Origin of the sequence: Leptothoe sp. LEGE 181152 (assembly GCF_032906605.1) — a bacterium.
GTDB lineage: Bacteria > Cyanobacteriota > Cyanobacteriia > Phormidesmidales > Phormidesmidaceae > Leptothoe > Leptothoe turfae.
This window is the reverse complement of record NZ_JASATU010000047.1, coordinates 342097-357608: the sequence shown is the minus strand read 5'-3', so window position 1 is coordinate 357608 and position 15512 is coordinate 342097. Positions and strand designations below refer to the sequence as shown.

Here is a 15512-nt window from a genome sequence, read left to right as displayed (position 1 = left end):
TAGCTTAAAGCACCCGAGCACGAAGCAATGCAGGTGGCAAGCAGAGCAGCTTACGTACTGTGGGGACAAATGCACGTCTGTTAAAGACATCGTATTGATTCTCAGCAATTACATCCAGAATCTTGCGATAAAGCATCAGAGCAGACCATACAGGCCAGCGAGCATCAGGGCTTAGAACACTGATACCGCTTTCTGCCTGACGATAAAACTTTAATGCCCGTTGAATCTGAAAGCGCATCAGTGCGCACCAACGCTCATCAATTACCCCATTCATTAAATCGTCTTCACTATATTTGAATAGCTCAAGGTCTTCGAGGGGTAAGTAAATGCGACCACGACGGGCATCTTCTCCCACATCACGCAAGATATTAGTGAGCTGATTAGCAATGCCCAAGGCAATAGCTTCTTCCGTAGGACAAGGTAATGCCTTAGCCCAGGGTGCTGTGTTGTATTCAGGGTCCACACCCATCACTACGGTGGACATTAAACCCACCGTACCTGCAACCCGATAGCAATATAGCTTTAGATCTTCAAAGGTCTCGTATCGAGAGCATTCTAAATCCATCCGTTGCCCCGAAATCATGTCACGGAAAGGCTGGATATCTAAGGAGAAATGCTCTAGAGCGTCCACCATAGCGACATCGTAGTCATCCTGAGGATGACCTGAAAAGACAGACTCTAGTTGCTTCTCCCAATCATTAAGGGTGTCTTCAGTCGTGAACTGAGCAGAAGGGCCATCAACCAACTCATCTGTACGCCTACACCATACATAAATCGCCCAAATGGCACGGCGTTTGACTTCCGACATCAGCATCGTACCCATATAAAATGTCTTTGAGTACTTAGCTGTAATTTGCCGACAGCGTTCGTAGGACTCATCTACAGAAGCCAACTTGGACGCAGGCGAGACATTAGTAGTGGGTTGCAGCAGCATGGGTGTCCTTCTTAAGCAAAAAAGCGTCAAGAGCTAGTAGGGAGTCAAAAAACAAGAGATGAATGTTTGCCAGCTAATGACAAATGCAAATTCACCTTACTATCCTTGAACATTTGTAAATGCCCAAGCACAGGATTAATCACAAGTTTTCGTGGATTTTATCCATTATAGATTTTCAAGCGTTACATTCTGATACAAAAACGTAACATTAACCTTAGTGAGGTTTCAATTAACCAGAAATTGAAACAGCTAGAGGCGATGGCTCTAGCTGGTAACCACCCTTTGCAGCACGGTACTATAGTTTGCTGGTAAAACCACGAAGAATTAAATTCCTGTCCTAACTCTTCAGCCAACCAGACTTATCCAACTTAAAGTATCCATCCCCATGACCACTAATTTTGAATTTTTGAGACAAACTGACCCAGATATTGCCGCCATCATCGAGAACGAACGTCAGCGTCAACAGGAACACTTAGAGCTAATTGCCAGCGAGAACTTTACATCCCCTGCTGTCATGGCTGCCCAAGGTTCTGTTCTGACAAATAAATACGCAGAGGGGTTACCTAATAAGCGATATTACGGCGGGTGTGAATTTGTCGATCAGGCTGAGGCTCTGGCAATTGATCGAGTCAAACAGCTGTTTGGAGCGGCCCACGCTAACGTTCAACCCCATTCGGGTGCTCAGGCTAACTTTGCAGTTTTTCTAGCCTTACTACAACCCGGCGATACCATCCTGGGTATGGATCTTTCCCATGGTGGTCACTTAACTCACGGCTCTCCGGTGAATGTATCGGGCAAATGGTTCAATGTTGTCCAGTACGGCGTTAACAAGGAAACTGAGCAACTTGACTACGATGAAATTCGGAAGCTAGCCCTTGAGCATCGACCTAAAATAATTATTTGTGGCTATTCTGCTTATTCCCGAACTATTCATTTTGATAAGTTCCGAACCATTGCTGATGAGGTAGGTGCTTACTTCATGGCCGATATCGCTCATATTGCAGGGCTAGTTGCGACAGGTCATCATCCCAATCCCATTCCCCACTGTCATGTAGTGACCACCACCACACATAAAACATTGCGAGGTCCCCGTGGTGGTCTGATCATGACCAATGACCCTGATTTGGGTAAAAAGTTTGATAAAGCCGTGTTTCCTGGTAGCCAAGGGGGGCCCTTAGAGCATGTCGTAGCCGCTAAGGCAGTCGCTTTTGGAGAGGCGCTTAAACCCGAATTTAAGACCTATTGCGCCCAGGTAATTACCAATGCCAAAGCCCTTGCAGCGCAGCTACAGACACGAGGGTTTAAGGTGGTTTCAGATGGCACCGATAATCACCTGGTATTGGTTGATTTGCGTTCCATTGGTATGACTGGAAAACAGGCTGACGCTCTAGTCAGCATGGTCAACATTACAGCCAATAAAAATACGGTTCCCTTTGATCCAGAGTCTCCCTTTGTGACCAGTGGTCTGCGTTTAGGGTCACCAGCTATGACCACTCGCGGGCTAGGCAGTGAAGAGTTCAAGGAGATTGCCAACATTATTGCTGATCGGCTACTCTCCCCTGAGGATAGTGATGTTGAAACTGACTGTCGAAATCGTGTTGCAGCTCTCTGTAATCGATTTCCTCTTTATCCTCATCTCCACCCAACAGAGGCTATTTTGGCCTAGGTAATCTCTTCATGGCTAGATAGCTTCACAATTGCTCTATCTTCCATGGAATTCCTACAAAGAATCTTTGATACGTCATGAGTACCTGACGTATCAAAGATTTATAAAAATCCCTATATCTCGCCAATTCCTTTGACAAATCCATAATCGTTATTTGAACCATATAATTACCGGCTTGAAAGATCTAGAAAACCTGCTAGGGTGACGGTGACTATTGTGTGTGCTGCCAACCCTGTGCGTTGAGTTCATATAAGAGCTTGTGTTGTCTTCCCCCTTACTCTGTCACCCATGCCCTTTCAGATATATCCCCTGTTAGCTTTTACGCTGTCGGCTGTTGTGGTTCTTGTCGCTACACCGATTGTCAAAAGAATTGGGTTACACAGTGGCCGAGTTGATATGCCTGGTGGCCGTAAAGTACATAAAGTCCCCATGGTTAGGTTGGGGGGCGTATCAATTTTTTTGGGCTCCGTCGTGGCTCTATTGGTTGTTTGGAATATTGGTGGCTTTGTTGATGCCCAAGGTCAACAGCTGGTTAATGAACCTGAGGCTGAAATCTGGGGTGTTACCTTGGGAGGCTTGGCATTCTTCTTAATCGGGTTGTTGGATGATCTATTTGGGCTTTCTGCCATTAGTCGTTTGTTAATGCAGGCTGTTGTCGCGGCTATTACCTGGCATGTAGGGGTGGATATTGAGTTTGTGTCTATTCCAGGGTTGGGCATTGTTCAACTAGCTGGCTGGGTGAGTTTACCCATAACGGTTGTATGGCTGGTGGGGATGGCTAATGCAATTAATTGGATTGATGGGTTAGATGGCTTGGCAGCTGGGGTTTCCGGAATTGCCGCGATTGTCATGATGCTGGTAGCTCTGTTTATGGAGCAGCCTGCTGCAGCCCTTATTGCCGCCGCTCTTGCCGGTGGAGCCTTGAGTTTTCTCAAGTACAATTTCAATCCTGCCCAAATTTTTATGGGGGATGGCGGGGCCTATTACATGGGCTTTACCCTGGCAGGGGTAGGGGTCATTGGTCTGGTCAAAGGTGTAACAACAGCTGCGGTATTTTTGCCCTATTTGTTGATATTGGCCGTACCCATCTTGGATATGTCGGCGGTCATCCTGGCTCGTCTGCGTCGAGGGCTGTCCCCGTTTGTTGCAGATAAAAGACATCTCCATCATCGGCTTTTAAATGCTGGATTATCCCATCGCTTTACAGTGTTATTTATTTACTCTTTGACCCTATGGGTGGGTAGTCTAGCGTTGGCCTTCTCTGATATGCCCAGTGGCAGGGCCTATGCGCTTGGTTCAACAGCATTATTAGGCTACACAGGTTGGCGGGCTAAACGTCATGCGAGATGAACCGGTAACGAATCGGCAATGGCCACTGCCAACAAACAATAAATTCGTAGGGCAGGCCTTATACCTGCCCTCTCTTATATCTATCGACCGTCAATATGGATAATCGTAGGGCTTTATGAGTTGACCAACGTCGTATAGATAGAACGTCTCCGTTGTCGATCTTGCCCGTTGAGTGTCTACGCTTGCTAACAAATCGAACCGCTCAAAGTAGGGGGCGTAGGTAGCTCGGATCTCAGATTGATCATCATCGGCAATACTCAGAAACAGCCCTGAATATCCCAACCAATCTTTTGGCTGAAACCAGACTGCATGACCCCGTGGATCTTGAGTAAATGCCATTACGGGAGATGACGTGAGAGGGCTAATGGCCATGTCTACATATCCACTGAGCCAGAACTCATTCGTCACTAGAAAATTCGCGGCTGCGATCGCATCTCCCACACGCCCCTCTTGCAACCGTCGCCGTAGCTGTACCACGTCAATCATGGTGGTGGTTGGATCGGTTTCTGGTGCCACCACCTCAACCACGCCACCGGGGCGCTGTAGGGTCCCCAGCGCGACATGGCCCAGGGCAAACACTAACAATGTGGCTATCACCAGGGCACTGCTGACCAACCATCGTCTTACTGTTTGGGATGACCAGCCGGCCATGGTCACCGCCAGCAATAAACTCAAACTCCACAGTCCTGGAGCAGGCCAAGCCGGATAAATCCGGGTAAAACCGCCGAGCAAGGTAAACCCAGCCGCAATGGGCAACCCTAGCCATAGAATAAATCGATGGCGCAAATCACCGTTGGGTACATGCCAGAGGTGACGACCAATGGCCCACCACAGTGGAAACCCCAAGGCAGGAAACAGGTAGGCAATACCCACCAGCCACACCCCCACCATATTCAGCAAATTAAACTGAGGCCCCGTGGCATCACCGTCAAACCGGGTAGATAAGTGAAATCCAAAGGAGAGCCAATCATGGTGAAGGTTCCAGTACACCAGCGGCAGTAAAGCCAGGCTAAAAAGCCCTAGGGCGGCCAAGGTCCATACGGACACAAGTGCTTGACGATGACGCGTGCTGGTTAAACAAAACCCCACCAAACTCAGCCCTAAAACAAAGCCGTGATATTTGCTCAGACAGACCAGCCCTAGCAACAGACCAATCAAAGCAATTTTGGCAGTGGGTTGATAGGGTCCCTTCACTGGGAAAAATTCCAAGACAGCCACATACATCGTCACTGACCACCAAAAGATCAAGGCGTTATCTGGGGCTGCTAGCAGACCAAAGCTGAATATAAATAACGGGCATAGGGAGGCGATCGCAACTGCCCCCATCCCAACTTTCTCCCCAAACAACTGCCGCCCGCTTAAATAGAGCAACCACGTACTGAGGCCATATAGAATCAATGCCCCCAGTCGGATCGTCAAGGGTGAAATATACCCCGTTAACCAGGGACCCAGTGCCGTCGTCAACGCCACCATGACCGGATGGTCAAAATAACTCCAATCCCAATGCTGGGTGTACAAGAAGTAGTAAGCTTCATCAAACCCTGGCGGCAACAGCCATGCAATAAGTATTCGTAAAATCCAAGAGCCTATTACCAGCCCCATCAGCCAGCTTGGCCATTGCATCAATTTTCCAGTGGCCATGTTTTCATCCCAATTGCAAAGCGCACGCACCTTCCAAGTATCAGATCAAATTTGCAAGAAATGCTTTACCATCAACCAACACAGGGCACTTTCTCCGCTTTCCTTTATTAACGACCTATCTTGGCCAACCATGATCACCGGCAGTGCAGAAATCATATGTGTGGGAACTGAGCTACTTTTAGGCGATATTCTCAACAGTAATGCCCAATACCTGGCCAAGCAGCTGGCCCATTTGGGTATTTCCCATCACTATCAAACCGTTGTGGGTGATAACCCACTGCGCTTAGCAAGAGCAATCGCCATTGCCTGTGAACGGTCACGGTTGATTATTTTTACCGGTGGCCTTGGCCCCACCCCTGACGACATTACAACTGCAACGATTGCAGACTTCTTTGGGGTACCGCTAGTGGAAAACGTCGAGGTTCTGGCTGATATTAAAGCTAAATTTGCTCAGCGCGATCGCGTTATGACTGATAACAATCGTAAGCAAGCCTGGCTTCCCGAAGGTGCAGATATACTACCGAATACTCAAGGCACAGCCCCCGGTATTCTCTGGCAACCTCGCCCCGGACTGCACATCATGACGTTTCCAGGAGTACCGCGAGAACTGTACTCCATGTGGCAAACCACTGCTGTTCCTTATCTACAAGATCAAGGGTGGAGCAATGGTATCATTCATAGCCGCACCCTCAAATTTTGGGGCACCAGTGAGTCAGGTCTGGCCGCCAAAGTCAATGATTTTCTTCAGCTAGAAAACCCAACAGTTGCCCCCTACGCCAGCGACGGCGTGATTAAGCTGCGAATTTCAGCTAAGGCAGACTCTTTAAACGCTGCTGAACAGCTCATCGACCCTGTCGCCAAACAACTCAAAGCCATTGGTGGTGTCGACTGCTTTGGAGAAGACGATGAGACCTTGGGCAATGCTGTCGGGCGGTTGCTCATAGAACAAGCTGCCACTCTAGCTGTAGCCGAATCCTGTACCGGGGGTGGGCTGGGTGCCATGGTTACCGCCGTTCCAGGCAGTTCCCAATATTTTATGGGGGGAATTATCTCCTATGACAACACCGTTAAAGAGCGGCTACTGGGAGTTTCGCCTCAGGATTTAGTAACCCATGGGGCTGTCAGTGCTCCAGTTGCTGAACAAATGGCAGGTGGTGTCCGTGCACGGCTGCGAACCGATTGGGGCATCAGTATTACAGGCATTGCCGGTCCTGGTGGCGGCAGTCCGCAGAAACCTGTTGGTTTAGTATTTATTGGTGTGGCAAACCAGACAACTACGTGGCATATTGAATGCCGGTTTGGCCATCGTAAAAGCCGCGAGTGGATTCGTTTAATGAGTCGTAACACCGCGCTAGATATACTCCGACGTACCTTACTCAGTAATCCTCAGACAGTGTAAGTACCGACATCGGGATGACAACACCTTGATCATTTCTGCTAATTCGTTATTATGGTGAATACTTCCACAAGTAACTTCACTGAACTTTACTTCAAGTTGATTTGCTATTTGTGGAATTTATAATGGTCTTGTTAAATGAGACCGCACCAGATGAGATTAGGAGCAGCCTGGCTCATGGATATTGGCAAAATTCTGGAAAAGTTGAAGAACTGGGTAAATCGGGTTTTAGACTCTTTGCTTGGCCCTTCAGCACAACCGGAGCCAGAAGCAATCCCTATTCCAGTTAACGATCGCCGCCGTCGTTAAGCCCCAGCATCATTTATAAATGGGCTTTCAAGTATTGTCCTAGGATTAACCTCTGTCGCTTCGCTGGTTAGTCTTTGATACTATTCCATGTGTAGCTTTAGGTGACTCATTGGATAGTATCTTCGTAGTTCATGGCCCTAATTTGAACATGTTGGGCAAACGTGAGCCTGAAATATACGGTCACGATACCCTGGATGATATCAATCAGGCCTTAGTATCTCTGGCTGAGTCTTTGGGTGTGCAGGTTAGCACCTATCAGTCTAATCACGAAGGTGATTTGGTGGATGCAGTACAGGCTACTAGTGAAAAGCATCAAGGATTATTGATAAACCCTGGAGCCTACACTCACACAAGTGTTGCCATCCGTGATGCCATTGCCGCTGTAAATATTCCAACGGTTGAGGTCCACCTCAGCAATATTCATAAGCGTGAGGCATTTCGTCACCATTCTTACATTGCCCCCATTGCCATTGGTCAAATCTGCGGCTTTGGCATAAATAGCTATTACCTGGGTCTACGAGCCCTGGTCAATCATTTACAAAATTCAGCCTAGTACCCGATGGCAGAATTTTGGGAGCTATTGCATCCCCCCGTCCACATTTATAGTGGGCAAACTTACGCCACAGAGTACTAGTTTAATGGGGTGGTTCAAGTCTCAGCAGTTGCAGAGTCAGAGGTTACTTTATCCGATGCCGCCCCATTCATATCGGATGTTGGGTGCTCATCCTGGCCCTTAGACTCGGAAGATTGGCTCTGCATTTGCGTCTTAAGTTTTTTAAGCTGCTCAACCATGATACTGGCCATGGTGCCCGGTGTGCGTTGTTGAACCCAAACCATACTGGCTGACAGCAGCAACTCTTTGAGATAAGCATAGGAAAAATTCTCAGAGGTAGTTGCGATCGCATCAATTTCATCCAGCGATAACTGCATTTCTGACTTCAACTTCTGATTCCAAAGCTGCAAATAAGCCACGCGGTCGTCCATTCCAGGTGCTTCAAAATGATACTTGCGATCAAACCGACTAGGACGCTCCAAAATTGCGATATCTAACCGTTCTGGGTGGTTGGTAGAGGCAATCATCAACACTCCATCGTTGAGGGCGAAACCATCCAACTCATTCAGGAAAAACGATCGATTCTCATCGTCTACTAGAGCATCCAAATCTTCAATCACTACAATGCAAGGGGCAGCCTCCCTAACCCGATTAAAGGCCAAGCGCATGTTATCAGTATCACTACTCTGACGGGTCTTAAAGCTCTTGATATATAAACAGGGATATCCCAAAGAATTGACTAACGCCTTGACCATGTGGGTTTTCCCATTGCCTGGCGGGCCAATAAACAAAAGGCCACGCTTCCAAGGCACGTTGTACTCGGCATACATAGCCTGCGATTCAAAGAAGCGTTGAGCATCTTTGTAAATATCTTCTTTGAGGGTGCCAGCCAGGACTAGATTTTCGAGCGTGGCACTTTTAATCGACGCGTATAAATCACGATTTTTTTGCCAAAAGCCCCCCTCAAACACCAAAACTTCTTCCCTTACTTGGGAGTTCCATTTACAAACATCAGCAAAAAAGTTATCGGCAACAACCTGGGTATCTGACAAAATCCAGTAATAACGGCAATCGTCAAAATACCCCTGAGGCCAGGACAGCTGTAAAACCATCAATATGTGCTCCTGCCACTGGACCTCAAAACAAAAATTCTTTTGCTCATAGCGCAGTTTCTGGTTCTTGGCATCCCAGAGGGTCATTACATGGTTATGCACAACTGCTTCGCGGGCACTTGCCGCATAGCCTGGTGGCAAATCAACCGTGCTAATTACCTGGGTCGTACACAGTCCTTCTTCAGCATATTTACGAAGATCAAAATAGTAGCTATCCCCCTCTAAAATCTCCTTTTCAGGAAAGCTCTCTGCCAGAAACTGACTGACGTAGTAAGGAATGGAGGCGGGAGACATCCGCAACGCTTCTAGAATTAAATACGTAAGATTGACTGAACGCGAACCTGATGAATAAAGCATGCTGAAGCGTATGTGAATGCCTAAAAAGACTGATTTTGCCCTTGGACTATATTTTGCACCGCTTTTCCATAACCGATGGGAAAACTTGGGTTTCTCGATGGAATTCGACAACCTATGCTAGGTTATCCACAACAAAGTCCAGGAGTAGCTATGGGTGATTCGCAAGGTAATCCCTTTATCGGCAATCCCTTTATGCAAAAGGGCAGAAAAAAACCACCCGCTGATCCTGACGTATCTCCCCAGTCTCAACACAAATCGCCAACGGATCTTTCCCTCGCTACGCCAGAGAAACTCAGCAAGTCGCCAGCCGTTGCCCCACCTCAAAACTCAGCTAAACCAACAGCAAAAAAAGTATCAAAATCGTTATCTAAACCGAAGGCCACAGCAAAAACGACAAAAACTCGATCTAGCCCTGCCAAAAAAAACACTAGCCCGCCTTCTACACCAACACCTTCTGCAAGCTACACAGGGAATGGCTACAAAGTTCAGGTATTGGCCAAAATCCCAATGCCCACCAATACCAATATGCCCAGCCGCGACTATTTATGGTTTGCGGTGTATCCCATCATTCCCCGTGTGGGTGACTGCATCTTTCACGATGGCCGCTATTTCCGTGTAGATGCCGTATTTCTATACGAAAACACGAATGCTGGCTGGTGTGCTGACTTAGAAGTTTCTTACTACACCCGACGACACTAGGCCCACGATGTTTATATCACTGCTCAGGCTTAGCCGCGCGGGCAATTGAATGATTCACAAATGAATCATGAATTTGAGTAACCAGGACTTCAGCATCCTCAACCTGGGAATACTGACTGGAGAGGACAACTGTTTGCTCGTTACCATAACCCACAAATGTGATTAGTGCTTGTTGCCCAGCTTCTGGCTCGTACCAAATCCGAAACCCCGACTGTCCATCGATAGCAACCAGGGAGTAGCGCTGCACAGCTACTGCGTCAGCCACGATTTGATCTAGTTTTTGGGGCACAGCAGTCTGCGGATCTTCCCGGAGCATTACAATATCGGTGCGAATAGGCATATTGACGCCATCGGCAATACTGACAATTGCCACACCATTATCTTCTTGGGAGGCTATTTGCCATTCCCTGGGGTAATCCACACTGAACTTAGCAGATTCATAACGAGCAAACTCACTGGGGGCCAACGGTTCCTGCTTAACGTTAACGGCATTACCGGCAGCAAACTCAACCTCTTGGTGATTAGCCAACGTCTCAGCGGCAACCTCGGTTGAGCCAGGGGCTAGGACGATCCCTAAAGCGCCTATGCCCAATACAAATTGTCTTACAGTCTGCTTAGTATCAAAGTCCATAAGTGTTTAGCGATGACGTCTATATCTTTGAACAATAGCCCTCAAAACTCTAGTCGCCTGAACACCTCAGTCTAGTATCAAGCATCTCAGGTTTCCATGAAAATTCTTAGCCTTGTCTCAGCATTAGCTCCAGTGACGTTGGGGCTATCTGTAATGGCCACGAGTGCCGAAGTATTTCCTGGCTATATCCCCAAACCTCGTGGTATTCCCAATGTACGCGTTTCAGGAGGCACCCGTTCCCCCGCTGGTGCTAGCTGCATTAGTGATCCACAAGCCCCTCAGCTGACATCCATCTTTCCAGACGATGATCTGGGCTACACCACAGATAATTATCCAGCATTCCAGTGGTATATGCCTAGCAACAACGCTAGCCATGTCGAATTTAACCTCTACGAAGTTGTTAGTGAAGAAGAGGGCATCTTTCAGCCGATTTACCAGACGGCTTTTGTCCCCGCCCCCACAGCAGGCATTGCCACTCTAGAGCTTCCTCGTAATATCGGTCTGGCCCCCCTCAAAGCAGAGAATTATTATTACTGGAGCGTAGAGATTTACTGCTCCGATGAGACAATTGCCGTGATGATGGCGGAGGGGTTTGTAGAACGATTGGAGCCTGATCCTACTTTGGCGGCAGCCCTCGCAAATAGTGACGGAATTAGTCGAGCTGCGATCGCAGCTGAAAACAGCCTGTGGTTTGATACCACCCGTGCTCTAACGGACCATCTACAGGAGCAACCCAACGACCGTCAGGCCATTGCCAGCTGGCAAATCCTACTAGAATCTATCGGGCTAGAGAATATTGCGGATGCCCCTCTCCTACCCTAATTAGCAATGTTTTAGCTACTGTTGATCGCCAAATTAAACCAAGGCTTTAACCTACAGTAAACAAACTGTACGTTGATTTTTGTTAAAGTTTATAAACGCGTTCAACGTTGGTAATCTCACTCATTAACCTATGCTGCGTCTCGAAAACATTACAAAGGTTTATCCTACCGGAGAAGTATTGCGAGACGTTACCTGGGAGGTCAAACCAGGTAATCGCATTGGTCTAGTGGGGGTTAACGGGGCTGGCAAATCCACTCAGCTTAAAATCATCATGGGGGAAGTTGAACCCACCAGCGGCAATGTCATTCGCCCCAATGAACTACACATCGGCTATCTCAATCAAGAATTTGAAGTTGATCCCCGCCGCACCGTACGTGAAGAATTTTGGACAGTCTTTGAAGAAGCCAACACAGTTCAACAAAAGCTGGCAGAAATTCCTATACATATGGAAAGTGCCGACCCAGATGCACTAGAAAAGTTGATTAAGGCCCTAGACCGCGAACAACGGAAGTTTGAAGCTCTTGACGGCTACGGTTTGGAATCCAAAATTGAGAAGATTCTGCCCGAAATGGGATTTCAAAATGATGATGGAGAGCGACTAGTTAGCTCCTTCAGTGGCGGTTGGCAAATGCGCATGGGTCTGGGCAAGGTGATGCTCAAAGCTCCAGATTTATTACTGCTGGACGAACCTACTAACCATCTGGATCTAGAAACCATCGAATGGCTTGAGGGCTATCTCAAAGGCTTAACGACACCGATGGTGATCATTTCCCATGATCGTGAATTCCTCGACCGCCTCTGTACTCAGATTGTAGAAACTGAGCGAGGCGTCTCCACTACCTATTTGGGTAATTACAGCGCTTATCTGGCTCAAAAAGCGGAAAGTAAGCTTGCTCAACAGGCCACCTATGATCGTCAGCAAAAAGAAATTGCTAAACAGCAAACCTTTGTCGATCGCTTCCGTGCCAGTGCGACTCGCAGCACCCAGGCCAAGAGTCGTGAGAAACAGTTGGAAAAAATAGAGCTGATCGAAGCTCCCATTTCCGACGTTAGAACTTTGCAATTTAAGTTTCCCCCCGCCCCTCGTAGCGGTCGTGAAGTCGTTCAAATCAGCGACCTCACCCATACTTACGGTGATAACATTTTATTTTTAGGGGCAGAGTTGCTGATTGAGCGGGGCGATCGCATCGCTTTTGTGGGCCCCAATGGCGCTGGCAAATCGACGCTTCTGCGCCTAATCATGGGTCTAGAAAAGCCTGTAGAAGGCGATGCCACCCTAGGGGAGCACAATGTCATTCCTAGTTACTTTGAGCAAAATCAGGCAGAGGCCTTGGACCTTAATAAAACGGTCATGGCCACTATTCATGATGAGGTGCCCACCTGGAAAAATGAAGAAGTACGCACCCTCCTAGGTCGCTTTCTATTTAGCGGCGACATGGTAAACAAACCTGTAACCGCTCTCAGTGGTGGTGAGAAAGCTCGTTTAGCCTTGGCCAAAATGCTACTTGCCCCAGCTAACCTTTTAGTTTTGGATGAGCCCACGAACCACCTGGATATCCCAGCTAAAGAAATGCTAGAGTCGGCGTTAAAAGAATATGAGGGAACTGTTCTCATCGTTTCCCACGACCGCTTTTTCATTTCCCAGGTAGCCAATAAGATTGTAGAAATCCGAGAAGGTGAATTACGGCTGTATCGCGGTGACTATAGCTACTATCTTGAGAAAATAGCCCAGGAGAAGGAACGGGCTAGATTAGAAAAAATAGAAGCCGAAAGATCAGCTAAAGCAGCCGCTAAACGGCAGAAACAAAAGGATAAGCAAAAGGCCAAGGCCGCTGCCAAGAAAAAGGGATAACCATTGACACTGCATCCTTCCTTACGGACATTAATATAAGGTTTCAGATGTACTTCTGTCATGCTCCCAAAACTTTTATATAGTTCTGACAGTTACTCAAGAGCACACCATAGACTTGGAAGTATATAGGCATCCTTGCCCACAGTTATTTTCAATAGCATTAATTTTGGGGTGCTAAGAAAACACAGAGTAAAGCTGTTCAAATAGAAAAATCTATTGACAACGTGGTTATTCCAATGAGTAATTCAACTCATTGACAAACTGGGGGTAAACAGAGAAAAAAATATAGCTAGATGCTCTATATTCTGGATAATTTTTAGCAAGCGATAATACTCTGATCAATAGCTAAAATATTAAGAAGCTGTTGATACCAAAATGTAGTTAAGCAGTCTCAGAATATACGCCAGAGCAGTTAGGTCTTGCACTGACAGTAGGTTTTTGCTAGCCGCCTAACAAGTTATACTTTTGTACGAGAAAGAAATGTTAAGAAAACCTTAATATTTGAGAAAGGGCGAGTGATATGATCTCGCTAGGCAAAAGGCACAGTCGTTCACAGTCAGAAGAAGGAATTGTAAGTATGGCGCAGGAGTCTGTTTCTCCAATGGTTCTCGTCATCCTGGATGGATGGGGACATCGCGATGAGGACAATGGCAATGCAATTCGCAATGCAAGGACCCCTGTTATCGATAGTCTTTGGACCGCCTATCCACATACCTTAATTCAAACATCAGGTAAACAGGTGGGGTTACCTGATGGCCAAATGGGCAACTCTGAAGTGGGGCATTTAAACATCGGTGCAGGTCGCATTGTGCCTCAGGAGCTTGTGCGCATTTCTGATGCCGTCGACGATGGCTCAATTCAAGAAAATCAGGCTCTTCTGGATGTATGCCAAAAAGTCCGTTATAACGGCGGCAAGCTTCATTTAATCGGTCTTTGTTCGGAGGGAGGTGTACATTCACACCTGGACCACTTGCTAGGCCTAGTGGATATGGCAAAGGCACAAGATATCCAAGAGATCTGCATTCATGCAATTACCGATGGTCGCGATACCCAGCCTACTGCAGGGCAATACGCTATTGGCAAATTGCAAGACCATCTGGAACAGAGCGGGATCGGTCGGATTGTTACCTTAAGCGGACGGTATTACGCGATGGATCGCGACCATCGGTGGGATCGTGTGGAAAAGGTATACAGAGTGATGACAAGTTCAGGCGCTGGCAATGGACTTACAGCCCTAGAAGCAATCCAGGCTTCTTACACTGAAGGCATCACTGATGAGTTTATCGAACCAGTCCGTTTATCATCTGGGACTTTGGCAGCCAATGATGGTGTTGTGTTCTTTAACTTCCGTCCAGATCGGGCACGTCAGCTAACTCAAGCGTTTGTCGCTCCTAAGTTTGAAGGGTTTGAAAGACAGCTAATTGCCCCGCTCAACTTTGTCACCATGACTCAGTATGATGGGTCATTACCTGTGCAGATTGCTTTTGAGCCTCAAAACCTGAGCAATATTCTGGGGGAAGTGGTTGCTAACCATGGGATCAAGCAGTTCCGCACCGCTGAAACTGAGAAATATGCCCATGTCACTTACTTCTTTAATGGGGGTCGTGAAGATCCCTTTGAGGGAGAAGACCGTGAGCTAGTCGCCAGTCCCCAGGTCGCAACCTATGACAAGGCTCCAGCCATGTCAGCGAAGGCCGTTACTGATACAGCAATCACAGCGATCAACAAAAATAAGTATGGTCTGGTAGTGATCAACTACGCTAACCCAGATATGGTTGGCCATACTGGCAATATGGAAGCCACTATTCAGGCCCTTGAGTCAGTTGATGTACAGCTAGGTCGATTGCTCGATGCCGTAGGTCAAGCTGGAGGAACAACTATTATCATTGCCGACCATGGTAATGCTGAATATATGTGGGATGACGAGGGCAGACCTTGGACAGCCCACACAACTAATCCAGTTCCGTTTATTTTGGTCGAAGGTGAGCGTTTGAAGATTCCAGGTCGCGGTTGCGAAGTAGAGTTGCGAGAAAATGGTTGCCTGGCGGATGTTGCACCAACTATCTTGGAAATTCTGCAACTAACCCAACCTGAGGAAATGACAGGTAAGTCTATGCTTGAACCGGCTCGTGTTGATGTGAAGCGTAACCGCACACCGGTCAAAGTATCTCGTTAACTGTATTTCCAGAT

The 15512-nt window shown here is 47.4% G+C and carries 13 protein-coding genes; 9 read left to right on the top strand and 4 right to left on the bottom strand.

What is annotated here, in order from left to right; all coding sequences use genetic code 11:
• Window positions 1-4: 4 nt before the first annotated feature.
• Window positions 5-934, bottom strand: a complete 930-nt coding sequence (crtB, locus tag QGP82_RS24170; protein WP_163661989.1) for a 15-cis-phytoene synthase CrtB — start codon at window positions 932-934, stop codon at window positions 5-7.
• Window positions 935-1319: 385 nt separating this feature from the next.
• Between crtB and glyA the strand changes: the two genes are divergently transcribed.
• Together glyA and QGP82_RS24160 are read left to right on the top strand one after the other, a co-directional pair.
• Window positions 1320-2600 (top strand): serine hydroxymethyltransferase, encoded by a 1281-nt coding sequence (gene glyA, locus QGP82_RS24165; protein ID WP_163661995.1) that lies wholly within the window; start codon window positions 1320-1322, stop codon window positions 2598-2600.
• Between the two features lie 288 nt (window positions 2601-2888).
• Complete coding sequence (locus tag QGP82_RS24160) at window positions 2889-3950, top strand: glycosyltransferase family 4 protein (RefSeq protein ID WP_163661996.1); 1062 nt, start codon at window positions 2889-2891, stop codon at window positions 3948-3950.
• Between the two features lie 90 nt (window positions 3951-4040).
• Here the strand turns inward: QGP82_RS24160 and QGP82_RS24155 are convergent, their stop codons facing one another.
• Window positions 4041-5591, bottom strand: a complete 1551-nt coding sequence (locus QGP82_RS24155) for an ArnT family glycosyltransferase (RefSeq protein WP_499061287.1) — start codon at window positions 5589-5591, stop codon at window positions 4041-4043.
• A gap of 130 nt (window positions 5592-5721) precedes the next feature.
• On the opposite strand from QGP82_RS24155, the gene QGP82_RS24150 reads away from it, so the two are divergent.
• The 3 genes from QGP82_RS24150 to aroQ all read left to right on the top strand — a co-directional run bounded on the left by QGP82_RS24150 (window position 5722) and on the right by aroQ (window position 7849).
• Window positions 5722-6990 (top strand): competence/damage-inducible protein A, encoded by a 1269-nt coding sequence (locus QGP82_RS24150; protein ID WP_163671564.1) that lies wholly within the window; start codon window positions 5722-5724, stop codon window positions 6988-6990.
• A gap of 150 nt (window positions 6991-7140) precedes the next feature.
• Window positions 7141-7296: a hypothetical protein gene (locus QGP82_RS24145; RefSeq protein ID WP_156828345.1), complete on the top strand. Its 156-nt coding sequence runs from the start codon at window positions 7141-7143 to the stop codon at window positions 7294-7296.
• Window positions 7297-7405: 109 nt separating this feature from the next.
• On the top strand, window positions 7406-7849 hold the full coding sequence (aroQ, locus tag QGP82_RS24140; RefSeq protein WP_163661997.1) for a type II 3-dehydroquinate dehydratase: 444 nt from the start codon (window positions 7406-7408) through the stop codon (window positions 7847-7849).
• Between the two features lie 95 nt (window positions 7850-7944).
• Here the strand turns inward: aroQ and QGP82_RS24135 are convergent, their stop codons facing one another.
• On the bottom strand, window positions 7945-9255 hold the full coding sequence (locus QGP82_RS24135; protein WP_348918747.1) for an AAA family ATPase: 1311 nt from the start codon (window positions 9253-9255) through the stop codon (window positions 7945-7947).
• Between the two features lie 213 nt (window positions 9256-9468).
• On the opposite strand from QGP82_RS24135, the gene QGP82_RS24130 reads away from it, so the two are divergent.
• Window positions 9469-10017 carry a hypothetical protein gene (locus QGP82_RS24130; protein WP_250564855.1) on the top strand — a complete coding sequence of 183 codons (549 nt, stop codon included), beginning with the start codon at window positions 9469-9471 and terminating at the stop codon, window positions 10015-10017.
• A gap of 16 nt (window positions 10018-10033) precedes the next feature.
• On the opposite strand, the gene QGP82_RS24125 is transcribed toward QGP82_RS24130, so the two are convergent.
• Entirely contained in the window at window positions 10034-10648 is a 615-nt protein-coding gene (locus tag QGP82_RS24125) for a hypothetical protein (protein WP_499061286.1), read from the bottom strand.
• A 96-nt stretch (window positions 10649-10744) separates the two neighbouring features.
• On the opposite strand from QGP82_RS24125, the gene QGP82_RS24120 reads away from it, so the two are divergent.
• The 3 genes from QGP82_RS24120 to gpmI all read left to right on the top strand — a co-directional run bounded on the left by QGP82_RS24120 (window position 10745) and on the right by gpmI (window position 15498).
• A complete protein-coding gene (locus tag QGP82_RS24120) occupies window positions 10745-11470 on the top strand; it encodes a DUF928 domain-containing protein (RefSeq protein ID WP_499061285.1) in 726 nt (241 codons plus the stop codon).
• A gap of 130 nt (window positions 11471-11600) precedes the next feature.
• A complete protein-coding gene (locus QGP82_RS24115) occupies window positions 11601-13322 on the top strand; it encodes an ABC-F family ATP-binding cassette domain-containing protein (protein WP_499061284.1) in 1722 nt (573 codons plus the stop codon).
• A 577-nt stretch (window positions 13323-13899) separates the two neighbouring features.
• Entirely contained in the window at window positions 13900-15498 is a 1599-nt protein-coding gene (gene gpmI, locus QGP82_RS24110) for a 2,3-bisphosphoglycerate-independent phosphoglycerate mutase (RefSeq protein ID WP_499061283.1), read from the top strand.
• Window positions 15499-15512: the final 14 nt, after the last annotated feature.